The following is a 22,422-nucleotide window of genomic DNA, read 5'->3' on the forward strand; positions in this document are numbered from 1 at the left end:
GTGAACGAGTTCGGCAATTCCAAACGTATCCGGCGCGCGGCTCGGATCATCGTGCTCGACCCGCAAGGGCGCGTGCTGCTGTTCCGGTTTGATGTGTCAGATCGCCCGCCCTTCTGGGTGACGGCGGGTGGCGAGTGCGAGCCAGAGGAAAGCTTTGAAGAGGCCGCGCGGCGTGAGCTTCTCGAAGAAACCGGCATTCGCGCGGACCCCGGCCCTCAAATCGCGCGCACCACGCCTGAATTCATCACCGTCGAAGGCGAGCCTATTCAGGCCGATGAACGATATTATCTCGTGCGCGTGACCGAGGCAGCAATCGACACTGCTGGCCATACCGAACTTGAACAACGGGTCATGACGCAGCACCGCTGGTTCACCATCAGTGAGCTTTCCCAATGGCACGAGGCGATCTTCCCTGAAAATCTGGGCGCGATTATCGCGGGCGCGGCATAAGCCCCCCGCCCCCGCCAGCTTTCCTACATCGCGTGTCGCCGTTAAGCCTGCCTGAGGCGCGGTAACGGTTTTGTCCGGTCACAAATTCTGCCGCCAAAGTGTCTCATAGGATTACTCATACAATTGCTTGTATTTCATTGTCTTAAGCCGATCTTCCAACATCCCTATGAGACACATGTGTCTCATAGGGTTAACGGCAAAACGGACAGGACCAGCGTCATCTTTGCGCTTGGAAAATAAATTTGCGTAAGGCCAATGGCTAAGCTTATCAGCTTGGGAAATACCGCAAGCAAGGGAGAGACAAGATGGACTACGCAGGCTTGGATTACGGGGACAAAGTCGCATGGATCACTGGGGCCTCTTCGGGAATTGGCGCCGCACTTTGCCGCGATCTCGCCAGCCGGGGTGCGCATCTGGTCCTATCAGGCAGAGACGAGGCCCGCCTTGGACAAGTGGCGGCGGATTGTGGTGAGACGTTGATCCTGCCCTTTGATGTGCGCGATGAGGCAGCCCTGGCAGACGCCACCGCCAAGGCTATCGCATGGAAAGGCGGCGTCGATCTGGCGGTTGCCAATGCCGGCGTGTCACAGCGGTCCCGCGCGCTTAAAACCGATATGCAGGTCTACCGCGATATCATCGACATCGACCTCACGGCGCAGATCGCCTTTAGCCAAGGATTGATCGCCCACATGGTAGAACGCGGTAGCGGCGCCTTGGCCTTTATCTCGTCCATCGCTGGGAAAGTCGGCGTGCCGATGCGCACCGCTTACTCCGCTGTGAAATTCGGGCTTGCGGGATATGGCGATGCGCTGCGCGGGGAGTTGTCGCAAACAGGGGTCAGCGTCCACATGATCTACCCCGGCTCGGTCGCAACCGATGTCTCGCGCAATGCCCTCACCGCTGACGGGTCAAAACGCGGCGTCTCTGACAAGGTGATCGACGAAGGCATCCCTGCGCCAGACGCGGCCAAGACCATGCTCGACGGCATCGCAGCGGGCGAGCGGGAGATTATAGTGGCGCAAGGTATGGAGCTGCAAATGGGCGAGTTGCGCCGCACGCCCGATGCCCTCTTCGATCAGGTCGCGGCCATGGTGGCCAGCGGTTATATGGAGCGGATGGAAGAGAAAGCCTCGTGATCCAGCTCGATCAAAAACGCGTGAAGCTCGCCAACGGGATTGAGCTTGATGTGGTGGACGAAGGGCCGCGTGACGGCGAGGCGCTGATCTTCCTGCACGGCTTTCCCGAAAACCACCGCACATGGCGTCACCAGATCGCGCATTTTTCGGATCGATTTCGCTGTATTGCGCCCGATCAACGCGGCTATCGCGGGTCATCCAAGCCGCAAGAGGTCGAGGCCTACACGCCTGACAAAATCATCGGGGACGTGTTTCTGCTTGCTGATGCGTTGGGAATCGGGACATTCACCGTCGTTGGCCACGATTGGGGAGGCGCGATTGCCTGGGGGGTGGCGCTGGGCGGACAACATGCAAGGGTGACCCGCGCGGTCATCGCCAATGCGCCCCACCCTGCGATCTTTCCAAAGCTGCTTTACACCAACCGGCATCAACGCGAGGCATCGCAATATATGAGGGCGTTTCGCGACCGCGCGAATGACGCATTTATTCGCGAGCACGGGCTTGGCGCATTTCTTGAGAAAGAGGCAAAGTGGGACAACCCTTCAACCTCTGACCCCGAAGAGCGCGCGATCCTTGAGAAGGATTACGAGAACCGCGAGGCGGCCTTCGGGATGCTCAATTACTACCGCGCGACGCCGATGGCCGTGCCAGCGATGGATGAACCGTTCGAATTGCCAGCCGATTTTGCCGCGCCCGAGGTGCCAAAGCTCACCATTCCCACACTGGTGATCTGGGCAATGGATGACCTTGCCCTGCCGCCTGAGAATTTGGACGGATTGGATGAGGTGATCGACCCGCTGACTCTGGTGAAGGTGCCCGATTGCGGACATTTCGTCCCATGGGAAGCACCGCAAGCGGTAATCGCGGCGATGGAGGCGTTTCTGGAAGGATAAGCGTGGGTCCAGCTATCATTGACAACATCGCAAAAATGACTTAAGTCATTAAAAGATAAGGAGTTTTAATATGGTATATCATATCCCCGCTGACTGTTGCGACTGTGATTGTGCAAAGTGCCAACAAGGCGCCGAATGCTCAAACTGCGATTGTTGCTAACATTGGTTGCGAGTGGTTAGGGCCCAGAGCTTTAAAGGCCCAACCACTCCACCCAAGCACCATGGGGATGCGCATGGCCAAGAGTATAAGTCTTGCCGTCATCCTCTGATCCGTTCCACAATCGCACCTTCAATTCATGGCGGAAGGTTGCTGGATCGGTTTCAAGCGCGACCCATGCAAGCGGAGCATCAGGCGTCGCCCGTTTTCCCGCTGCGTTGAACCTTTCGGTGATCGCATCCTGAGTGTTTTTGGGCATGTATTGCCACATGATGGAATGGAACATCGCCTTGGTAGTGCCGGGTTTTTGGGGCGCGTTGAGGCATTGTTCGACAAAGTCACCGGCATCCATTTGCACGACTGAAGGCGGGCTTTCGTTCGCAAGGGCAACCGCTGCATCAATCCGCGCCATGCGCCCGGGTGCATCGGGCCAGACATAGGATTTGAGCTTTAACGCAGGTGCCTCGTCGGTAAGATCAATCGGCGCGACATCGCAGGCGCGTACCGAAAGGATCTCGAAATCAGCAGTGGGTGCAGGCGGTGAACCCCTTGCCCCTCGCCATTCAGGAGCGATGCGCATCGGTGAATTTGCGGGGCCCACCTGCGTCTCGCCAAGTTGGAAGTGATAGCGCCCCAGCATCGTGTTGACCCCGGCACTTGCGCCAAGTTCGAAGAGGTCAAATCGCGGGGCCACTCTCCTGGCCAGCCACAAAAGCCCCGCCATAATGCTAGCCGAACGCCCCGCCTCATTGGTTTGCGGGGGACCATCAAACCAGGGGAGAAGAGTGTGGTCGTAGGTTTCAATGACCGAGCAAACAAGCCGGTCAACCTGCCCCTGATCGGTGATCTGGCCTGAATACACCCTCGACAGCCGATCATCAACACCGGTCAGCAGGAGACTGTGCAACCCGCCAGCGATCCGAAGCGGCATGGCATCTTTCAAGGTGAGCCCCTGCCACGACGCCATCCGCCGGGCACAAGCGGTCTCTCCCTCAACGACCTTGATCAGGGCACGGATAATGCGAGCGGTGCACGGTGCCTGATTAATCTCGGCGTGATCGGCCTGCCATTCGATCGCTGCTGCAAAATCGTCGGTGTCCATAATCACATCAACACCGCCCCTACTCACTTCATTCCCGCTCATCTTTCCTACTCATCCCTTCTTGTCTATGCTGCTTCTTGTTGCCCTTTCACGGCCTACACCTTAAGTGCGCGCCCAAGATGACACGTGACCAATCCCCCTCAATCCAAAGCCTGCTCACCTTCGCGGTGCCCAAGGGCCGTATCCTAGACGAAGCGCTTCCCCTGATGGAGCGCGCTGGAATCGTTCCAGAAGACGGCTTTCATGATCCGAAAAACCGTTCTTTGTCCTTTGATACATCGCGCAGCGATATGCGTCTAATCCGGGTGCGCGCTTTTGATGTCGCGACTTTCGTGGCACACGGCGCGGCTCAGATCGGCATTGTTGGTTCGGACGTGATTGAGGAGTTTAACTACGACGATCTGTACGCGCCCGTTGACCTCGACATTGGCCATTGCCGTTTGTCGGTTGCGCGCATGGCAGGGGATACGCAGGATGATGCAGGCGCAAGCCACATTCGCGTGGCAACCAAATATCCGGGGCTGACCGCAAGGCATTTTGAAGCGCGCGGGATTCAGGCGGAATGCGTGAAGCTTAATGGCGCGATGGAATTGGCCCCGTCGCTTGGCCTTGCACGGCAGATTGTTGACCTTGTGTCTTCGGGGGCAACGCTCAAACAGAACGGCCTTGTCGAAACGCAGCAAATTATCGACATCACAGCCCGCCTGATCGTCAACCGTGCGGCATTCAAGACCGACCCACGGGTTGCAGCGTTAGTCGACGCTTTCCGCAAGGATGCCGAGACCCGCGCCCAAAAGCAGGACGCAGCGTGATGCAACAACTTGATACAACCCAGCCCAATTTCGCCCGCGACTTCACCCGCGTGGTCGAAGAGCGGCGCGACGCAGACAGCGATGTTGCCGGCGTTGTGCAAGATATCCTGCGCACCGTTCGCACAGGCAAAGACGATGCGCTTGTCAAATACACACAGCGTTTCGATGGCTATTCGCTTATCGATGATGCTGATTGGGTGATCACTGCTGAACGCTGCAAGGAAGCGTTTGACGCGCTCGACGCCGAACAACGCGACGCACTTCAACTCGCCGCGAACCGCATCCGGTCCTATCACGAAGCGCAGCTGCCAAAGAACCGCGATTACACAGATGCGATTGGTGCAAGGCTTGGCGCGATCTGGCGGCCGGTTGATGCAGCGGGGCTCTATGTCCCCGGTGGCCGCGCAGCTTACCCCTCGTCGCTGCTGATGAATGCGATCCCTGCCCGTGTTGCCGGGGTTGAGCGACTTGTGGTCGTGACCCCGACACCCAAAGGCAACTCCAACCCTCTGGTTCTGGCCGCAGCGCACATTGCGGGCGTCGATGAAATCTGGCGCGTTGGCGGGGCGCAGGCTGTGGGCGCGCTCGCCTATGGCACCGATCGGATCAAGCCGGTGGATGTCGTTGTGGGTCCGGGCAATGCCTATGTCGCCGAGGCAAAGCGTCAGCTTTATGGCGTGATCGGCATCGACATGGTCGCAGGGCCAAGCGAAATTCTGGTCGTGGCCGATGGCAAGAATGACCCTGACTGGATCGCAGCCGACCTTTTGAGTCAGGCCGAGCATGACCCCACCTCGCAATCGATCCTTATCACCGATGATGCAGGCTTTGCCGCACTTGTCGCAGACCGCGTCGATGTTCAGATCAGCCAGCTTGCAACGCAGAAAACCGCGAGACAAAGCTGGGATGATCACGGCGTTATCATTGTGGTGAATGATATGGAGGCCGAAGCGCCTGACCTTATCAATGCGCTTGCCGCTGAACACCTTGAGCTTGCGATTGATGACCCCGAAGCGATGATGGGCAAAGTACGCCACGCCGGAAGCATCTTCCTTGGCCGTATGACGCCAGAGGCCGTGGGCGATTATGTCGCCGGGCCCAACCACGTTCTGCCCACCGGGCGGCGCGCGCGGTTCTCTTCGGGCCTGTCGGTCCTCGACTTTATGAAACGCACCAGCTTTATCCAGTTGGATGAGGCGAGCTTTGGCGCGATTGGCCCGGCCGCCGCCACTCTTGCCCATGCAGAAGGGCTGCCTGCCCATGCCAAATCAGTAGAATTGCGCCTCAAATGAACACACCTGCCAAATCTAAAGCCCGCTCCACCGCTCGCTTGGCGGCCGTTCAAGCGCTGTATCAGCGCCAGATGGAGGGCACGAAGGTCGACGAATTGCTGGTCGAGTTTCACCGTCACCGCCTCGGCGAACGCCTTGATGACGAGGATAGCGAAAGCGGCGAACAGCTTGCAGCGGTTGAAGTTGATTTCTTCAATGACCTTGTGCGCGGTGTCGATGCGCGGCGCGACGAGATCGATGCAGCGGTAAGTGCGCGGCTTTCCGAAGGATGGACGTTGACCCGTTTGGACAAGACCATGGTGCAGATCCTTCGTGCAGGCGCGTATGAGCTGATCGCAAGGGCTGATGTACCAACGGCAGCCGCAATCAATGAATATGTCGAGGTCGCAAAAGCGTTCTTCGACGACCGCGAAGCAAAGTTCGTGAACGGCATTCTTGATGCTTTGGCTAAAGAGGTTCGGAGCTAGTCAGGATAATCTTCCTGGACCTGATCCGGGATCCAGCTTCTTTCCTACGCACTCATTTCGAAGTAAGCGGGGCCCCGGATCAGGTCCGGGGAGACGAGGTAAGTGAACGAAGCCGATTTCATCGCCGCCCTGACACGTCTCTCGCTCCACCCTGGCGCACGCGGGTTTGAAGATGATTGCGCGGTTTTGGAGTTTGGCGGCGAGACGCTGATACTCACTCACGATGCGATGGCTGAGGGAACGCATTTTCGCGCCGATGCCGATATAGCGGATGTCGCGTGGAAGCTGGTCGCGAGCAATCTTTCCGATCTGGCTGCAAAAGGAGCACAGCCGGTTGGCGTGCTACTTGGTTATTGCCTTGGCAGCGATGATCAAAGCTTTCTTCAAGGCCTGTCGCAAGCACTCGAGGCGTTCGACACCCCGTTGCTGGGCGGCGACACGATCAAGGCGGATGGACAACGGGTTTTTGGACTGACCGCGATCGGAAAGGCGAGCGCCAACCCGGTACCATCGCGCGGCGGGGCCAAGGTCGGCGATGGGATTTATGTTACTGGAACGCTGGGCCGCGCAATGTTGGGTTATGAAGGGGACGAGGATCACCTTGAAGCCTTTAATCGCCCCTCACCGCGTCTTTCCGAAGGTCAAGCGCTTGCTCCTCATGTGAGCGCGATGATGGATATCTCGGACGGACTGCTGCTCGATGCCTACCGCTTGGCAAAGGCGAGCAAGGTTACTCTTGCTATCGATAGTGAGGCGGTGCCTGTTGCTCAGCCAGGCCGCCGCGACGATGCCTTGCGCTGGGGCGATGATTACGAACTCCTGTTCACCCTGCCCGAAGACACAAATCCTCCGATTGATGCGACCCGGATCGGGCAAGTTGAACCGCTTGGGTTTGCGCCTTTGCTGCTCGACGATAATCCAATTCTGAACGCTCAAGGCCTTGGCTATGAGCACTCGTAATGGCCCCCGAAACACGACCAATTTCCAAATCTGGCACATCTTCCCCGCCTAAATCGCTTTCCCGCTTGCGCCCTTGACGCCAGTCCGTATGGTCAGCGGCCTCAAGTCAATGGTGGACACGGGAAAAACCCGGCCGCCTCTTTCCACGCTTTGAGAGGGGATACTTCCGTGGATTTAATACTCATATCAATTGGGCTCGGGCTGCTTGCCATCGTGTATGGCATCGTCACCAGCCGCCAGGTGCTGAGTGCCAGCGCTGGTAATGCAAGAATGCAAGAGATTGCAGGCGCCATTCAAGAGGGCGCGCAAGCGTACCTCAACCGTCAATACACCACGATCGGTATCGTTGGTGTGGTCGCGGCGGTGATCGTAGGTCTGGCCTTGGGCGTTGTGCCTGCGGTCGGTTTCGTCATCGGTGCGGTTTTGTCGGGGGTTGCGGGCTATATCGGGATGAACATCTCGGTTCGCTCAAACGTGCGCACGGCTGCTGCGGCTGAGAAAGGCCTTCAAGAAGGCCTGACGATCGCTTTTCGCGCTGGCGCGATCACCGGTATGCTGGTGGCTGGGCTTGCTCTGCTTGCAATCGCGGTGTTCTTCTACGTGTTGGTTGGACCGATGCAGCTTGCGCCTAACGACCGGATCGTCATTGACGGTCTTGTTGGTCTGGCCTTTGGCGCGTCGCTGATTTCGATCTTTGCGCGTCTTGGCGGCGGTATCTTTACCAAGGCCGCGGACGTTGGCGCTGACCTTGTGGGTAAGGTCGAGGCCTCCATTCCAGAGGACGACCCCCGCAACCCGGCGACAATCGCGGATAACGTGGGCGACAACGTGGGCGATTGTGCTGGTATGGCCGCCGACTTGTTCGAGACTTACGTTGTGACCGTTGGTGCAACGATGGTTCTGACCGCCCTGCTTTTCTCTGAGCAACTCGGCGATCTGCTCCTTCCAATGATGGCTCTGCCACTTCTGATCGGCGGTGCGTGTATCGTGACCTCGATCATCGGCACCTATTTTGTCCGTCTCGGTAATGGCACCAATGTCATGGGTGCGATGTACAAAGGCTTCATCGTGACAGCCGTTCTGGCGATCCCGTTGATTTACTTCGCGATCCAATATGCGCTTGGCGATATGAACACGGTTCTGAACCCGGGTGATGTTGTGGAGTTCCACGGGCGTGACTTGTTCTACTGTTCGCTCATCGGCTTGGCCCTTACCGGCATCATAATCTGGATCACTGAGTATTACACCGGCACGAACTATCGTCCGGTGCGCTCAATCGCCAAGGCATCGGAAACGGGCCACGGCACCAATGTGATCCAGGGTCTGGCAATCAGCCTTGAATCGACCGCTCTTCCCACAATCGTCATCATCGCAGCCATCATCGGCGCGTACCAACTCGCAGGCCTTATCGGCCTCGCCTTTGGTGCAACCGCGATGCTTGCGCTTGCTGGCATGGTTGTGGCGCTCGATGCCTATGGTCCGGTGACCGACAACGCTGGCGGTATCGCCGAGATGGCCGAGCTTGACGCGAGCGTTCGTGAAAAGACCGACCTTCTCGATGCCGTTGGCAACACCACCAAGGCTGTGACCAAAGGCTATGCCATTGGTTCAGCAGGTCTTGCAGCGCTCGTGCTGTTTGCCGCTTACACCGCTGACCTTCGCCTCTTCTTCCCAGAAGCGAACGTCAACTTCAGCCTTGAAAACCCATATGTCATCGTCGGGCTTTTGCTCGGCGCGCTGCTCCCGTACCTCTTTGGTGCGATGGGCATGACCGCTGTGGGCCGGGCAGCGGGCGATGTGGTTGTCGATGTGCGTGACCAGTTCGCAAACGATCCGGGCATTATGGCTGGGACCAGCCGTCCTGATTATGCGCGCACAGTGGACCTTGTGACCAAGGCTGCGATCAAGGAAATGATCGTGCCCTCGCTGCTTCCAGTGCTGGCGCCGATTGTGACCTACTTCGTTATCCTGTGGATCGCTGGCCAGGACAACGCCTTTGCAGCGCTTGGTGCTCTGCTTCTCGGCGTGATCGTGGGCGGCCTGTTCGTCGCGCTTTCCATGACCGCTGGCGGCGGCGCATGGGACAATGCGAAGAAGTACATCGAAGACGGCAATCACGGCGGCAAGGGGTCCGAAGCTCACAAAGCGGCTGTGACCGGCGACACTGTGGGCGACCCTTACAAGGACACTGCAGGCCCTGCTGTGAACCCGATGATCAAGATCACCAACATTGTGGCGCTTCTGCTGCTCGCGGCTCTTGCTGGCGGCGCGCACTAAGCATTCACTGCCATAACAGGCGAAAAATTACGCCGCCCGGTTCACTTCCTTGGGAAAAGGAGTGACCCGGGCGGCTTTTTTTCTTGCGGTCAAAACGATGATGATTAGGCTGCGACTTAAGGGGTTCAAGGGACTGAACCGTTAGCGATATGAAGATCCATGCTCCATTCAGGGCAGAAACCTTATTGTGCTTCCAAAAAGTCTCCTCCCCCGCAGCCAATTTCTAGCTTGAGGAACACCAAGGTCGCACAATGAAAACAACTCTACTTCGTTCAGCCACCAGTATCGCAATCGTCGCAGCCGCCATGGGCATTATGCCTGCCGTATCGCCAATGGCAGCGCAGGCGCAGGACACTGCAGAACTGCAGGAAAAGCGTATTCCTGCCGGTGAATTCGTTAAACAGCCCAATATGCGCACAGTGCGCATTTCTCCCGATGGCAAGCGTCTCGCCTACACCGCGTCAGTCAATGGCGAATCCTATCTGGTCACTCTCAACATGGAGACCAACGAACTCAAACCTGTTCTTGCGTCTAGCGAAGCGCGCGAGGCAGGCGAACGTCAGATGGCTGGCTACCGCTGGATCGGTAACAACCACATCGTCATTACAACGATCAGCCGCGAAAATATCAACGGCCAGCTTGGCGATTTTCGGCGCTTGATTGCCTATGATGTGAACACTGGCGAAGTCATCCCCCAAGCGTGGGATCGCGCGGGCGGCGATGCTGGCATCATCAAATACATTGACCATAAAAAAGGCACCTTCTTGCTCCAACGCGATGCCTTGCAAGAAGTGAGATCGCGTTACGGATTGCCGGAAATTGTCGAGGTTGACGTCACGACCGGCAAATTCAAAATGGTTCAGCGTACGAACCCCGAAGTCACTGATTGGAACGTGGATGGCAAAGGCGAAGTCCGCGCCGCATCAAGCTACGACCGGGATAACGGCAAAGTCCGGGTGATGTTCAAGGCCGAGGGTGAGCGCAATCTCAAAACGGTCTTTAACGAGGCCGACGAGACGTTCACCGACAGTGCGCCAAACCCTTCGATGTACATTCCAGGCACCAATCTCGTGTACACTTTATCCAACCACGAGGGGTATAGCGCCGTCTACAAGATGGACATGACGACCCTCGATATCGTTGAAAAGGTTTATGGCACTGAAGGATACGATGTTCAGGGCCTGATCCTCAACGAGGAACGCGACAGAATTCTCGGTTATGAAGTCTTTGATGGCGAGGCGAAAACGGTCTTCGTTGACCCAGATATGAAGACTGTTCGCACGATGCTGAGCGAGGTTTTCGAAGGGGCAGCTCTTCAGATCGTTGACTACACATCAGACCTGAAGAAGTTTGTCGTCTATGTTGGCGGTATCAACAAATTCCCGGGCTACTTCCTGTTCGACACTCAAACGGGCTCTCTCAACCTTCTGAATTGGGAGAAAACCCATCTGAAGGACTTGGAAGCTAACCCTATGAAGGCCGAATGGTACACCGCAAGCGATGGTGTGCGTATTCAAGCAGTTGTGACCTACCCGCGCCACCGAGAAGGACAGAAAAACCTGCCGGTCATTGTGATGCCGCACGGGGGCCCTTTTGGTGTCTCTGACCGAGTGGAAATCGGCTTTTTCCCATGGCATCAGGCTTTGGCCGAACAAGGCTATGTGGTTATTCAACCCAATTATCGCGGCTCTGGCGGTTACGGGAAAGAGTTTGTCAAAATGGGCCGTCAGCCCGGCGGTTACGGCAAACGCATGCAGGACGACCTCAATGACGCTGTAACGGCTTTCGCGGAAAAAGGCGTGATCGACGCCAACCGCGCTTGCATCATGGGTTGGTCATATGGCGGCTATGCAGCAGCGCGCGGCGCTCAACGTGATGGTGATCTGTGGAAATGCGCTGTTGCTGGTGCTGGCGTGTATGACATGCCGCTTATGAACGACTGGGATGCGCGTAACCTTGGCCGTTTCAGCAGCGGCTTCCAAGCCACCTCAGAGGACCCTGAAGGCATTTCGCCAGCTCGCAATCCTGAAGGCAAGTGGTCACCGATCCTGATTGTCGCCGCAGAACGCGATGCACGTATCCCGATGGAGCAGGCCGAAACCCTCGTCTCGGCCTTGCGCGGTGCGGGCAAGGTGGAGGGCGAGGACTTCCGCTACGTGATTCAGGAACAAGGCACGCACAACCTGCCCTATGACGATGTTCATATGGAGTGGATCAACGAAGCCAACGCATGGATGCAAAAATACAATCCTGCGTATATCGACACCGATGGTGACAGCCCTCCGGCAACTGTCGCGTTTAACAATTGATCCTAGCTGATCCATTTTAATCAATCGGGGCGCGGGCTTTTGTGAGTCTGCGCCCCTTTTGCATCTGCGCTGTTTGTATTTGGAACGCGGACTGTCCCGTTGTGGACCACCAAAAACGGGTCCCAAGAGAAACATAGCGTTAACGATGGTTAGCTGCCTACAATCCTTACATCGCCTGAAAAGCCTGCGCGAAGAGCCCGCGCGAATGCAGAGGATGGGACACGATGGATCTTGCAAGAACACCTGCATTAACTGGTGGCGCTAAGCCGGTCAGCGTCCGGGCTCCCATGCGCGGCGTGCTGCATCTGCTTGATACGCAAACAGTCGATTCAAAGGCCTTCCGTCAGGATTGGAGGTCGCTGGCGCTCCGGGCTGCTGAACCAAACCCTTTCTTTGAATCATGGTTCACGCTTCCCTCATTTGAACAATTCGCAGACAGTCAGGACTTCAAGCTTGCCGCCTATTGGATCGGCGGCCGGCTTGCTGGCATAATGCCGCTCAGGCAGTCGAGCAGCTACTACGGGCACAGCCTGCCCCATGTCAGCACTTGGCTGCACAATCACTCATTCTGCGGCGCGCCTCTGGTGGCAAACGGTTGTGAGAAAGATTTCTGGAAAGCTCTGCTTGCATACCTCGATAGGGCACCGGGCCCGGCATTGTTCATGCATCTGCCTGCACTACCCGAAAATGGGCCACTCGATCAGGCGCTCACTGCGGTTCTGCAAGAGAGCGGCCGGGCAAACGCTCTTGTTGACCGGCATGAGCGCGCAATGCTTTCCTCCGACCTGAGCGCTGAGGATTACCTTGCACAGGCGATGAGCGCCAAGAAACGCAAAGAGCTTCGCCGCCAACACAAGCGGCTTTGCGAGCTTGGCAATCTGACGTTTGAACGGTTGGACGCCACCGAATGCATCGAGCCTTGGATTGAACAATATCTCACTCTGGAAGCTGCCGGCTGGAAGGGTGATGCTGGCTCTGCGCTCAAATCCGACCCGGCTTCCTATACCTTTTTCGCCGACGCGATTTACGCGTGTGCGCACGAAGGGAGGCTTGAGCGCTTGGCATTAAGGCTTGATGGGAAGCTGATCGCAATGCTCGCCAACTTCGTGACGGCCCCTGGCGCATACAGCTTCAAGACCGCCTTTGACGAAGACTATGCGCGCTTTTCGCCCGGCCTTTTGTTGCAGCTTGAAAACCTCAAAATCCTAAACCGTGCAGGCATCGCATGGACGGATAGCTGCGCAATTGAGGGCCATTCGATGATTGAGCGTATCTGGCGCGAGAAACGCAAGTTCATCAGCCGGAACATCGCAATCGGTGGATCGCTTCGCCGCCTGACTGCACGGGCGCTGATGGCCTATGAAACACGGGAACGGGGCTGAGGTATGAACGCCAGATCGCCAAACTTTGATCAGGCATTTGATCATGGATCAGCAAAGCTCGAAGCCTTCGATAACGAAGCGCGGCAGACCTTTGCCAAGCATTATCCAGAAACCCCTCACAGCCTGTCGCACCATCTTGGGATGCACCCCCTGCTTGAACTGGACGCGCTTGCCGAATTGGCCGAGCAGCTGCCCGATAGCAGCATTGAATACAATCGCGGCGATCTGCCCATTGGCGTGGATGGGAAGCCTGATCCAAATGGGCTTTCAATCGGGGACACGATCCGCAAAATCGCCCAGAGCAACAGCTGGGCGGTGCTCAAAAATATTGAGCAAGCGGGTGCATACAAGGCGCTTTTGTCCGACCTTCTGGATGAAATCCGAGCCGAAATCGAAGCGAAGACCGGCAAACTCCTGACCCCGCAAGGCTATATCTTCATATCCAGCCCCAATGCGGTCACGCCTTACCATTTTGACCCAGAGCACAACATCCTGCTGCAATTGCGCGGCACAAAAGTGATGACGCAATTTCCTGCAGGCGAGGCGCGCTTTGCGGCGGACCACGTCCATGAAAGCTATCACACCGGAGGCCCGCGCGAGCTTCAATGGGATGACAGCTTTATGGATGCCGCTACGCAGTTTGCGCTTGGTCCGGGCGATGCCGTTTATGTGCCCGTCATGGCCCCGCATTTTGTGCGCAATGGCCCGCAATCCAGCGTCTCTTTGTCCATCACCTGGCGTTCCGAATGGAGCTATAGCGAAAGCGAAGCGCGCGCCTTCAACGGGGTGTTGCGCAAAATGGGCCTGCGGCCCAAGGCTCCCGGACGCTGGCCACACACCAACCGGGCGAAATCGCTTGGCTACAAGGCCTTGCGCAAGATCGGCCTTACTCAAGCTTGACCTAAACGGGCGCTTGTGGCCATGGGATGCCGCATGAGTGACACACCCAACCACGCCCAACCTGACTATCGGCGCCTCGTTGATGAGCTGGTTGAGCTTCTCACCGTCCAAAGAGCCGCCACCGACATCTACATCGGCTCCCCGCAAAAAGGCGGTGTTGGCCGCGTCTTTGGCGGGCAGGTGATCGCCCAAGGCCTGCAAGCGGCCCAAGCAAGCGTTCCTGAAACCAAGGTCGCACACTCCCTCCACGCCTATTTCCTGCGCGGCGGGCGCGAGGGTGTGCCGATCGAATACCGGATTGAACGCGACTTTGACGGTCGCAGCTTCTCCAATCGCCGGGTTGTCGCCTCACAAGAAAATGAGGACGGCACGGCAACGCCCATCCTCAACCTCACCGCAAGCTTTCAAACCCCGGAAGAAGGGCTTGAGCATCTGGATGCGGCCATGCCTGAGGTCGAGGACCCTGAAAGCCTCAAGACCGATATGGAAACAAGGCGGGCCATGATCGATATGATGGGTGACAAAATCTCAGATGCACAGCGTGCCATCGCGCTTCGCCCACGCCCGATTGAGATGCGCACAACCGATAAGCTGCATTGGATGAATGCTGAACCCAAGGCCCCGCGCGCGCACAGCTGGTTCAAAGCGGCAAGCGCGCTTCCCGATGATCCCGCCCTGCACCGCGCTGTGATCGCTTTTGCCAGCGACTACACGCTGCTTGGCACGTCTGCGCTCCCGCATGGTCTGTCATGGATGCGCGGAGAATTGGTCGGGGCAAGTCTTGATCACACCTTATGGTTCCACAAAGAGGCCAAAGCTGACGAGTGGCTGCTGTATGCAACCGACAGCCCATGGTCAGCGGGAGGACGCGGGTTTAACCGGGGACGCATCTTCAACCGCGACGGCGAACTGATCGCCAGCGCGGCTCAGGAAGGTATGATCAGAAAACGGGTCAAGAAGCCCAGTTAAACCAATGAAATGCAAGCGTGCTGGAGGGATAACTCCAACACGCCCGCATAGTATTAGTGGGCCAAAAGCACCGGCAATTTGGGATTGGTGAGAATCCTGCGGGTCACGCCGCCCATCAGCATTTCGGCAAGGCGTGAGTGGCCATAGGCGCCCATCACCATCACACCGCATTCGCGCATTTCAGCAGCGCTCAGAAGTGTGTCGGCGATGCTGGCTTTGCCACGAGGCAGCTCCACCACTTCGGCAGAAATTCCATGCCGGTCCAGATACATGGCCGCTTCTGACACAGGAAATTCAAACCGCTGTTGTTCGCCCGGTTCTGAGACCGTGGCAAGGAACACCTGGCTCGAATGCGCAAGCAAAGGAACGCTGGCCCGCAATGCGACACACGCCTCAGCCGAACCATTCCATGCAACCAAAGCGGGAGCATTCACATCGAGACGCTTTACGTCGCCCGGAACAACCATCACCGGGGCAGGTGACTTGATTGCAAGCTCGCCGACCATCGAGGATGGAGAACGTGATGCCTCCTCGCCGATGTCATTGGGCCCTACAAGGATGATATCGTGCAGCGCTGATTGCTCGAGCAGCCGGGTTTCAGCCATGCCATATTGGAAACGCCACTCCCATGAGACATCCTCATTGGAAAGGTCTTCCTCAATCTTTGCGCGCAATTCAGCTGCCGCCTCTTTAATCCGAGGCATGGCCGCGGCCATAGCGTTCCCGTAAAAATCGCCGGGTGCAAAAACTTCGTAGCTTACCGCTTGAAGACAGGTGATATGGCCGTTTCCGGCCCGAGCCAGATCGAGCGCCACCTGCATGCGCGCCTCGAATGCTTGATCTCCATCAACATGCAACAGAATGCTTTTCATCGCTTGTCTCCCTTGATTGAGAGACAATTAGACACGCAAAATGCGGTGTTACATTGACCAAGATCAAATCTTGCGTTTTTGGGGCAGGATTAGCCGCCCTTGCTGCCGCCAGCAGACTTGCCGCCGGCAAACACGCCGCCGCTTGCCTTGTTGCGGCCAAAGTTGGAATCCTTCGCGCCATACCCAGGTTTCCCAAAGCCAGCAGCGCGTGCCATTTGCGAGGCAGGTTTTACCTTCGGTACGCTTTTGGCGCGCTCCAATGCGCGGCCTGCTGCCATATATTTGCCAGGTTGGCCGCCATATCCAAGGCGCGAGCCATTGGCGGTCTGATATCCGCCTGCGGTGCTTTTATAGAGCGGGCCTGTTCTGCCGTCTTTCTTGGATGAGAACCAAGCGACGATGAAGCCTGAATAGTGCGAACGGCGTCCAGAGGTCTGCTCTTCCTCGGCCGGAGTATCCTGTACGCATTGACCCGGGCCATAGACTGCTTCGCAATCTTCTTTAGCCTCGAAGCGCGGAGCATCTTTCGCAGCAATTTTTTGCGCGTCGGCGCGCATTGCTTCGCATTCTTTTGTGGTTTTGCCGGTGGCTTTGGCGCAGGCAAAGACGTTCTCGTACACTTCTACTTCGACATCTTTAGGGCCTTCTGAACCGGCCGCCTGAGCCGCTGGCGCTGGATCGCCCCCACATGCGCTGAGCATCACGCCGGAACTCAATGCCGCCATAGTTGTCAGGCGTACTGACGACGAGCGCTTTGAACGGTTTGCAGCCATTTTTTACCACTTTCCCCTGCGAGTTTTGTCTCGAGTATTCCCCCCTAAGCCAAAAAGGTTATCGTAAGGTGGATATGGGGTAAATTGATGGGAAAGAGGGCTCTCTAATGCTGCGTAAGGTGCTTCCGGAAAGACCGAACTGGCAGGAAATCGCAGCGGCCAATGGCTTTATTTTTCATCATGTTGATGGTGATTTGTACTGGGATGAGCGCGCCTGTTGGCAATTCACTCTCGAAGAGGTCGAAGACGAGATCGAAGACCCCACGACCGAGCTTTATGCGATGTGTTTGGGGCTTGTTGACGATGCGTGCCACGATCAACAGATGATGGAACGGCTCGCAATCCCACGCGATATGTGGGACCCGATTGCCAATTCCTGGAAGCGCGGGGATGCCTCCCTTTATGGCCGGTTTGACTTTGCCTACACAGGCGATGGCCCTGCCAAAATGCTGGAGTTTAACGCCGATACGCCCACATCCGTTTATGAAACCGCATTCTTCCAGTGGAAGTGGCTCGAAGATATGATCGAGCTGGGCGAGCTTCCTGACACCACCGACCAGTTCAACCGCCTTCACGAGGCATTGGTTGAACGCTTTGCGCAAATCCTTACGCCGGGCAGCTTATGCCATTTCTCTGCGGTCGAGGCCCATGTCGAGGACCGCGCCACAGTTGCTTACTTCGAAGACGTGGCGGGCCAAGCGGGACTTGAGACGCGGTTCGTCGATATTGCAAAGATCGCGGTCGACGACGAAGGTGAGTTTATGGACACAGAAGGATACCGGATCGGTGCTTTGTTCAAGCTCTACCCTTGGGAAGACATGATGGTCGAGGAAAGCGCCGCGCAACTGGCCGGTTCGTCATGCAACTTTATCGAACCTTTATGGAAGGCGATCCTTTCCAACAAAGCGATCCTCCCGCTTCTTTGGGAAAAACATCAGGGCCATCGCAATCTGGTGCCCGCCTTCTTCGCCGGGACCGAGGGCGCGCGCGAATTGGAAGCACAGCCCCATGTCACAAAACCCTTCTTCAGCCGCGAAGGCGCAGACATTGCCCTATTCGATGGAGAGGCAAGCCATGTCGGCCCATCGGAAGGCTACGGCGCGGAAGGGCACATTGTGCAAGGTTATGCGCCAATTGCACGCTCGGGCGACAACCATGCGGTGATCGGCAGCTGGGTTGTCGGCGATGACCCCGCGGGCATGTCGATCCGCGAAGATGCAAGCCCCATAACCCGCGATCTTGCGCGGTTCTTGCCGCATATCATTATGGGTTAACTTTCCGCGCATCGATGACTACGTTGGTGGCAGGAGATTCCAATGCAGATCATGCGTCAGCCGCCGGTAAAGACCACGCTTCAGCCATCAAACCACCCCTATTTGTCTGGGCCATGGACACCGGTTCATGAAGAGGTGGATGTTGAAGAGCTTGAGATGATCGAGGGCGAGATTCCCGCTGACATCGACGGCATCTATCTGCGCAACACGGAAAACCCCGTGCATCAACCGCTTGGCCGGCACCACCCGTTTGATGGCGATGGCATGGTCCACCAGGTCAACATCTCAGGCGGCAAGGCGAGTTACCGCAACCGCTTTATCCGAACGCACTGCTTTGATCAGGAACAAATCGCAGGCGGAGCGCTTTGGGGTGGACTTATGGACCCCCATGGCACGTCGAAGCGCCCCGGCTTTGGCGCGCATGAGGGGCTTAAAGACACCGGCTCCACCGACATTATCGTCCACGCAGGGGTGGCTCTGGCAACACTCTATCAGTGCGGGGAAGCGTGGCAGATGGACCCTGTGACATTGGAGAATCTGGGCAAAGCGTCGTGGGGGCCGTTGGACGGCGTTTCTGCGCATCCAAAGGTCGATGAAGAAACCGGCGAGCTGATGTTCTTCAACTACTCCAAATATGCGCCTTACATGCATTACGGCGTGGTCGACCGGTCGGGGAAACTCGCGCATTATGTGCCCATCCCCCTCCCCGGCCCGCGCCTGCCGCATGATATGGCGATCACCAAAAACTGGTCGATCCTCAACGATATGCCGTTGTTCTGGGACGAGAAACTGCTGGACCGCAAAATCCACGCTGCGCGCATTCATGACGGGGTGCCGACGCGATTCGCTCTAATCCCCCGCTATGGTCAGCCAGAGGATATCCGCTGGTTTGAAGCATCTCCCACCTATGTCCTTCATTGGACCAATGCCTATGAGGAAGGTGATGAGGTCGTCCTCGAAGGATACTATCAGGATAAACCTATGCCCGACCCGCTCGAAGAAGCGGGCGAATACAGTCATATGATGGCCTATGTGGACGAACACTCGTTCCAGTCGCGTCTCCACCGCTGGCGCTTTAACCTGAAGACGGGCGAGACACGCGAAGAGCGTTTATGTGATAGAATCGTCGAGTTTGGGATGATCAATCCGGCGTACCTCATGAAGAAGAGCCGATACATCTGGTCCACCACAACGCGGCCCGGATGGTTTTTGTTCAACGGCTATGTGCGCCACGACACTCAGACCGGCGAAGAGCAGGTTTTTGAGCTACCCGAGGGTGTTTACGCCAGCGAAAGCCCGATGGTGCCAAGGAAAGGCGCGACTTCGGAAGACGATGGCTATCTCGTTACATTCCTGATCGACGAGAATTCTGGTGAGTCCCAGCTTGCGATCCTCGATGCAAGCGATGTGACCAAGGGGCCCATTGCCCGCGCACGTCTGCCCCACAAGATTTCAAGCGGCGTCCACACCGCATGGGTAGAGCATTCGCAGCTAAAAAGGGATGCGCAATTCCGCGCGGAGCAAGCCGCAGCCTAGCCCCAGGTTAGACCAACCGGCGCACCATCACGCCAAGCACATCTGCCGGCTCTACACGGCCCACGGATTGCGCCTCATCGCCGCGCTTGCATTCCGCACTGAGGTGCACGCCCCCCTTGCGACCAACAGCGGTGACCCTTTGCACAACTTTGCCGATTTCAGGATGAAGCGCCAAAACGGTATCACCCCGTTTCGGTCGAACTTTGGACTTGAACAGGACCAGACTACCTTTGGGCAGCCGAGGTTCCATGCTCTTATCTCGAATCATTGCGATCTTGTATCCGATCATGAGTTAACTTCGTAAGCTAACAATCAGATTCGCGCCAATCCCCAAAATCGATTTTTCGCGATTGGCGGCCCCGTTCTGAATAGCTGTCACGATTTGACACAAAGAATTGCAACTTTCCCCGCGCGAAAGCATTAGCTATTGGAACGCCCAATTCTTTTATTGGCAATTCCAACGCAGGAGATATGCAAACATGGCTTTCGACCTCATCGACCTTCCTTATGCCGACGACGCCCTCGCCCCGGCGATCTCGTCAGAAACTCTTTCTTTCCACCACGGCAAGCACCACAAGGCTTACGTCGACAAAATGAACGCCGCCATCGAGGGCACCGCGCATGATGATGCTACCCTCGAAGCGGTTGTGGCTGCTGCACGCGGGGCCAACGCTGGTCTGTTCAACAACGCTGCACAAACGTGGAACCACGCGTTCTATTGGCACTCACTCACCGGCGAAGCGACTGCTCCATCGGCTGATCTTGCCGCCAAGATCGATGAAGCTTTCGGTTCGATGGATGAGCTTAAAAGCCAACTTAAAGCACGCGGCGCAGGCCACTTTGCCAGCGGTTGGGTTTGGCTTGCAGAAAAAGACGGCAAGCTTTCGATCGAAGAAACCCACGATGGTGACACTTTGGCAGACAGCGGCTTCAACCCACTTTTGACCATCGATGTGTGGGAGCACGCCTATTACATCGACCACCGCAATGCGCGCCCTGCGTATCTTGACGCGGTTGTCGACGGCAAGCTCAACTGGGCCTTTGCGAGCGAGAACCTCGCGCGCGGCAGCGCCTGGGTTTATCCCAACTAAGCCAAACGGCATTGGCAAAATTAGAGGCCCGGTTCGCAGCTCGCGAACCGGGCCTTTGTTTTTGCTGCAAAGTTTCTGGCATTCCCATCTCAATCGACCAACGCACTTTACCTCCCTTGCGAATTGGTGAAGGTTGGCGCCAGAGAAGAGATCAGCGCTTAAAAAAGCGTGGCCCGCAAGGGTTCAGGGAGAGAAAATTTTGACACAAACTCCAGCGGCTCAAGCGTCAGCGGCGCAGGCTTCGGCGACCACTGCCCCCGCTTTCCACGCAAGTGCCCCCAACACTGGCTTTGGAACGCCCGGCTACCGCGCTTATGTGCTCGGCGCGCTTTTGACGGTCTATATTTTCAATTTCATCGACCGCACCATCGTCAATATCCTGACCGAACCGATCAAGCTCTCCTTTGGACTTGAGGATTGGCAAATGGGCCTACTTGGCGGGCCAGCCTTTGCCGTGCTCTACACCTTCCTTGGCATTCCCATCGCGCGCGCCGCTGAACGCTATAACCGCGTTCTCATTATCGCAGGCGCAGTCATCATCTGGAGCCTTTTCACAGCGCTCTGCGGATTTGCTGCAAGCTTCCTGATGTTGTTCCTGTTCCGTGTCGGCGTCAGCATTGGTGAAGCTGGCTGCACACCGCCAGCGCAATCGCTGATTGCCGACTATTTCCAACCTTCGCGCAGAGCGACAGCCGTTTCGATCTATGCCCTTGGCGTCCCTTTGGGAGGCATGTTTGCGTCGGTTTTTGGCGGCCAACTTGCAGGACTGGATAGCGCGGTTTTCGGCGCATGGCTTGGGTCTATTGGCCTTGGCGCGTTGTTTGGTGATCTCGATTGGTCACAGGTTGAAGGCTGGCGCATCGCCTTTGTAGTGGTCGGCCTGCCAGGTGTCTTGCTTGGCCTTCTGGTATGGCGTTCGATTAAAGAACCGCCGCGCGGTTACACCGACCCTGCCGCGCTTCAAGGGCTTGCAAAGGTCAGCTTTGGCGATGCCTTGCGCGTCCTGATGAAAAAGCCCGCCTATCGCCATGTGGTCTTTGGCGCGATGCTTGCCTCGTTTGTGGGATATGGCGTCAACCAGTTCACGACCTCTTTCCTCATCCGCACCCACGGCCTCACCATTCAGCAGGCCTCGCTCCTTTTCGGGATCATCCTTGGCGTGATGGCAGCAATTGGGGTCTTTTCCTCAGGCTGGCTCTCTGACCGCCTATCAAAACGCTATCCCACTGCGCTTTCCTGGCTTCCCGCCCTTGGCATGGGCGCATCGGTGCCGCTTTATGCCTTTGGCTTTATCTCAGAAAGCCTGTGGTATGCGATGCCCGCGCTGATGATCGCGGCGATGATCCATTATTTCTACCTCGGCCCAATGTATGCGGTGTCTGGCGGCGTTGTGGATAGCCGTATGCGCGCAACCTCGGTTGCGATCACTCTGTTTGTGGTGAACCTGCTTGGATACGGTCTGGGTCCGCTGTTGATCGGTATCTTGTCGACTTACCTCAAGACGGTGTTCCTCGAAGACTATGGCCTAGGCTTGACGCTTGAGGCGTGTCAGCCGCTGATCGCGATGGCGCCTGAGGCACAGGCCGCATTGACGGGAAGCCAAGCTGCAAACCTTGCTGCTTGCTCCGATTCCAATGCCGAAGGTCTGCAATGGTCGATTGTGATCTTCTCTTGCGGCTATGGATGGGCGGCATTGCACTACCTTCTGGCAGGTCGCACCTTGCAACAGGATATGGTGGCGCAGGCGCAAGACTGAAGCGCGTACGAGAG

The 22,422-nt window shown here is 57.0% G+C and carries 20 protein-coding genes; 16 read left to right on the forward strand and 4 right to left on the reverse strand.

The window, feature by feature from the left end:
• The 3 genes from EH31_RS06635 (at position 1) to EH31_RS06645 (ending at position 2,479) form a co-directional block, all read left to right on the forward strand.
• Positions 1–450 carry an NUDIX hydrolase gene (locus EH31_RS06635; protein WP_034959296.1) on the forward strand — a complete coding sequence of 150 codons (450 nt, stop codon included), beginning with the start codon at positions 1–3 and terminating at the stop codon, positions 448–450.
• A gap of 305 nt (positions 451–755) precedes the next feature.
• Positions 756–1,586 (forward strand): SDR family NAD(P)-dependent oxidoreductase, encoded by an 831-nt coding sequence (locus tag EH31_RS06640; RefSeq protein ID WP_034959298.1) that lies wholly within the window; start codon positions 756–758, stop codon positions 1,584–1,586.
• Complete coding sequence (locus EH31_RS06645) at positions 1,583–2,479, forward strand: alpha/beta fold hydrolase (protein ID WP_422110920.1); 897 nt, start codon at positions 1,583–1,585, stop codon at positions 2,477–2,479. Before EH31_RS06640 ends, EH31_RS06645 begins: the two co-directional genes overlap by 4 nt.
• 191 nt (positions 2,480–2,670) lie before the next feature.
• Here EH31_RS06645 and EH31_RS06650 read toward each other — a convergent pair whose 3' ends face one another.
• A complete protein-coding gene (locus EH31_RS06650; protein WP_152553493.1) occupies positions 2,671–3,780 on the reverse strand; it encodes a DUF2332 domain-containing protein in 1,110 nt (369 codons plus the stop codon).
• A gap of 77 nt (positions 3,781–3,857) precedes the next feature.
• On the opposite strand from EH31_RS06650, the gene hisG reads away from it, so the two are divergent.
• The 9 genes from hisG to EH31_RS06695 all read left to right on the forward strand — a co-directional run bounded on the left by hisG (position 3,858) and on the right by EH31_RS06695 (position 15,106).
• Positions 3,858–4,550 carry an ATP phosphoribosyltransferase gene (gene hisG / locus EH31_RS06655; RefSeq protein WP_241765849.1) on the forward strand — a complete coding sequence of 231 codons (693 nt, stop codon included), beginning with the start codon at positions 3,858–3,860 and terminating at the stop codon, positions 4,548–4,550.
• The gene (gene hisD / locus EH31_RS06660) at positions 4,550–5,842 is read left to right on the forward strand and encodes a histidinol dehydrogenase (protein ID WP_034959301.1); all 1,293 of its coding nucleotides are present in this window, start codon (positions 4,550–4,552) and stop codon (positions 5,840–5,842) included. Before hisG ends, hisD begins: the two co-directional genes overlap by 1 nt.
• The gene (gene nusB, locus EH31_RS06665) at positions 5,839–6,309 is read left to right on the forward strand and encodes a transcription antitermination factor NusB (protein WP_034959302.1); all 471 of its coding nucleotides are present in this window, start codon (positions 5,839–5,841) and stop codon (positions 6,307–6,309) included. The genes hisD and nusB overlap by 4 nt, the downstream gene beginning before the upstream one ends.
• Before the next feature lie 102 nt (positions 6,310–6,411).
• Positions 6,412–7,269, forward strand: a complete 858-nt coding sequence (gene thiL, locus EH31_RS06670) for a thiamine-phosphate kinase (protein WP_034959303.1) — start codon at positions 6,412–6,414, stop codon at positions 7,267–7,269.
• 168 nt (positions 7,270–7,437) lie between these two features.
• On the forward strand, positions 7,438–9,546 hold the full coding sequence (locus EH31_RS06675) for a sodium-translocating pyrophosphatase (protein WP_034959304.1): 2,109 nt from the start codon (positions 7,438–7,440) through the stop codon (positions 9,544–9,546).
• Between the two features lie 251 nt (positions 9,547–9,797).
• Positions 9,798–11,855, forward strand: a complete 2,058-nt coding sequence (locus EH31_RS06680; protein ID WP_034959305.1) for an alpha/beta hydrolase family protein — start codon at positions 9,798–9,800, stop codon at positions 11,853–11,855.
• A 224-nt stretch (positions 11,856–12,079) separates the two neighbouring features.
• Entirely contained in the window at positions 12,080–13,237 is a 1,158-nt protein-coding gene (locus EH31_RS06685; RefSeq protein WP_081853271.1) for a GNAT family N-acetyltransferase, read from the forward strand.
• Positions 13,238–13,240: 3 nt separating this feature from the next.
• Positions 13,241–14,137, forward strand: a complete 897-nt coding sequence (locus EH31_RS06690; RefSeq protein ID WP_034959306.1) for a cupin-like domain-containing protein — start codon at positions 13,241–13,243, stop codon at positions 14,135–14,137.
• Positions 14,138–14,170: 33 nt separating this feature from the next.
• Positions 14,171–15,106 (forward strand): acyl-CoA thioesterase, encoded by a 936-nt coding sequence (locus EH31_RS06695; protein ID WP_034959307.1) that lies wholly within the window; start codon positions 14,171–14,173, stop codon positions 15,104–15,106.
• 53 nt (positions 15,107–15,159) lie between these two features.
• Here EH31_RS06695 and EH31_RS06700 read toward each other — a convergent pair whose 3' ends face one another.
• Both EH31_RS06700 and EH31_RS06705 read right to left on the reverse strand, forming a co-directional pair.
• Entirely contained in the window at positions 15,160–15,978 is an 819-nt protein-coding gene (locus tag EH31_RS06700; protein ID WP_034959309.1) for a universal stress protein, read from the reverse strand.
• A gap of 89 nt (positions 15,979–16,067) precedes the next feature.
• Entirely contained in the window at positions 16,068–16,751 is a 684-nt protein-coding gene (locus EH31_RS06705) for a DUF1190 domain-containing protein (protein WP_081853272.1), read from the reverse strand.
• A gap of 107 nt (positions 16,752–16,858) precedes the next feature.
• Between EH31_RS06705 and EH31_RS06710 the strand changes: the two genes are divergently transcribed.
• The gene (locus EH31_RS06710) at positions 16,859–18,025 is read left to right on the forward strand and encodes a glutathionylspermidine synthase family protein (RefSeq protein WP_034959311.1); all 1,167 of its coding nucleotides are present in this window, start codon (positions 16,859–16,861) and stop codon (positions 18,023–18,025) included.
• Positions 18,026–18,067: 42 nt separating this feature from the next.
• Positions 18,068–19,561, forward strand: coding sequence for a carotenoid oxygenase family protein (locus EH31_RS06715; RefSeq protein WP_034959313.1), 1,494 nt, complete (start codon positions 18,068–18,070; stop codon positions 19,559–19,561).
• A 7-nt stretch (positions 19,562–19,568) separates the two neighbouring features.
• Here the strand turns inward: EH31_RS06715 and EH31_RS06720 are convergent, their stop codons facing one another.
• The gene (locus tag EH31_RS06720) at positions 19,569–19,850 is read right to left on the reverse strand and encodes a S24/S26 family peptidase (protein WP_034959314.1); all 282 of its coding nucleotides are present in this window, start codon (positions 19,848–19,850) and stop codon (positions 19,569–19,571) included.
• Between the two features lie 190 nt (positions 19,851–20,040).
• Between EH31_RS06720 and EH31_RS06725 the strand changes: the two genes are divergently transcribed.
• Together EH31_RS06725 and EH31_RS06730 are read left to right on the forward strand one after the other, a co-directional pair.
• Positions 20,041–20,652 (forward strand): superoxide dismutase, encoded by a 612-nt coding sequence (locus tag EH31_RS06725; protein WP_034959315.1) that lies wholly within the window; start codon positions 20,041–20,043, stop codon positions 20,650–20,652.
• Between the two features lie 199 nt (positions 20,653–20,851).
• Entirely contained in the window at positions 20,852–22,408 is a 1,557-nt protein-coding gene (locus tag EH31_RS06730) for a spinster family MFS transporter (protein ID WP_034959487.1), read from the forward strand.
• Positions 22,409–22,422: the final 14 nt, after the last annotated feature.

Origin of the sequence: Erythrobacter longus, from assembly GCF_000715015.1 — a bacterium.
GTDB lineage: Bacteria > Pseudomonadota > Alphaproteobacteria > Sphingomonadales > Sphingomonadaceae > Erythrobacter > Erythrobacter longus.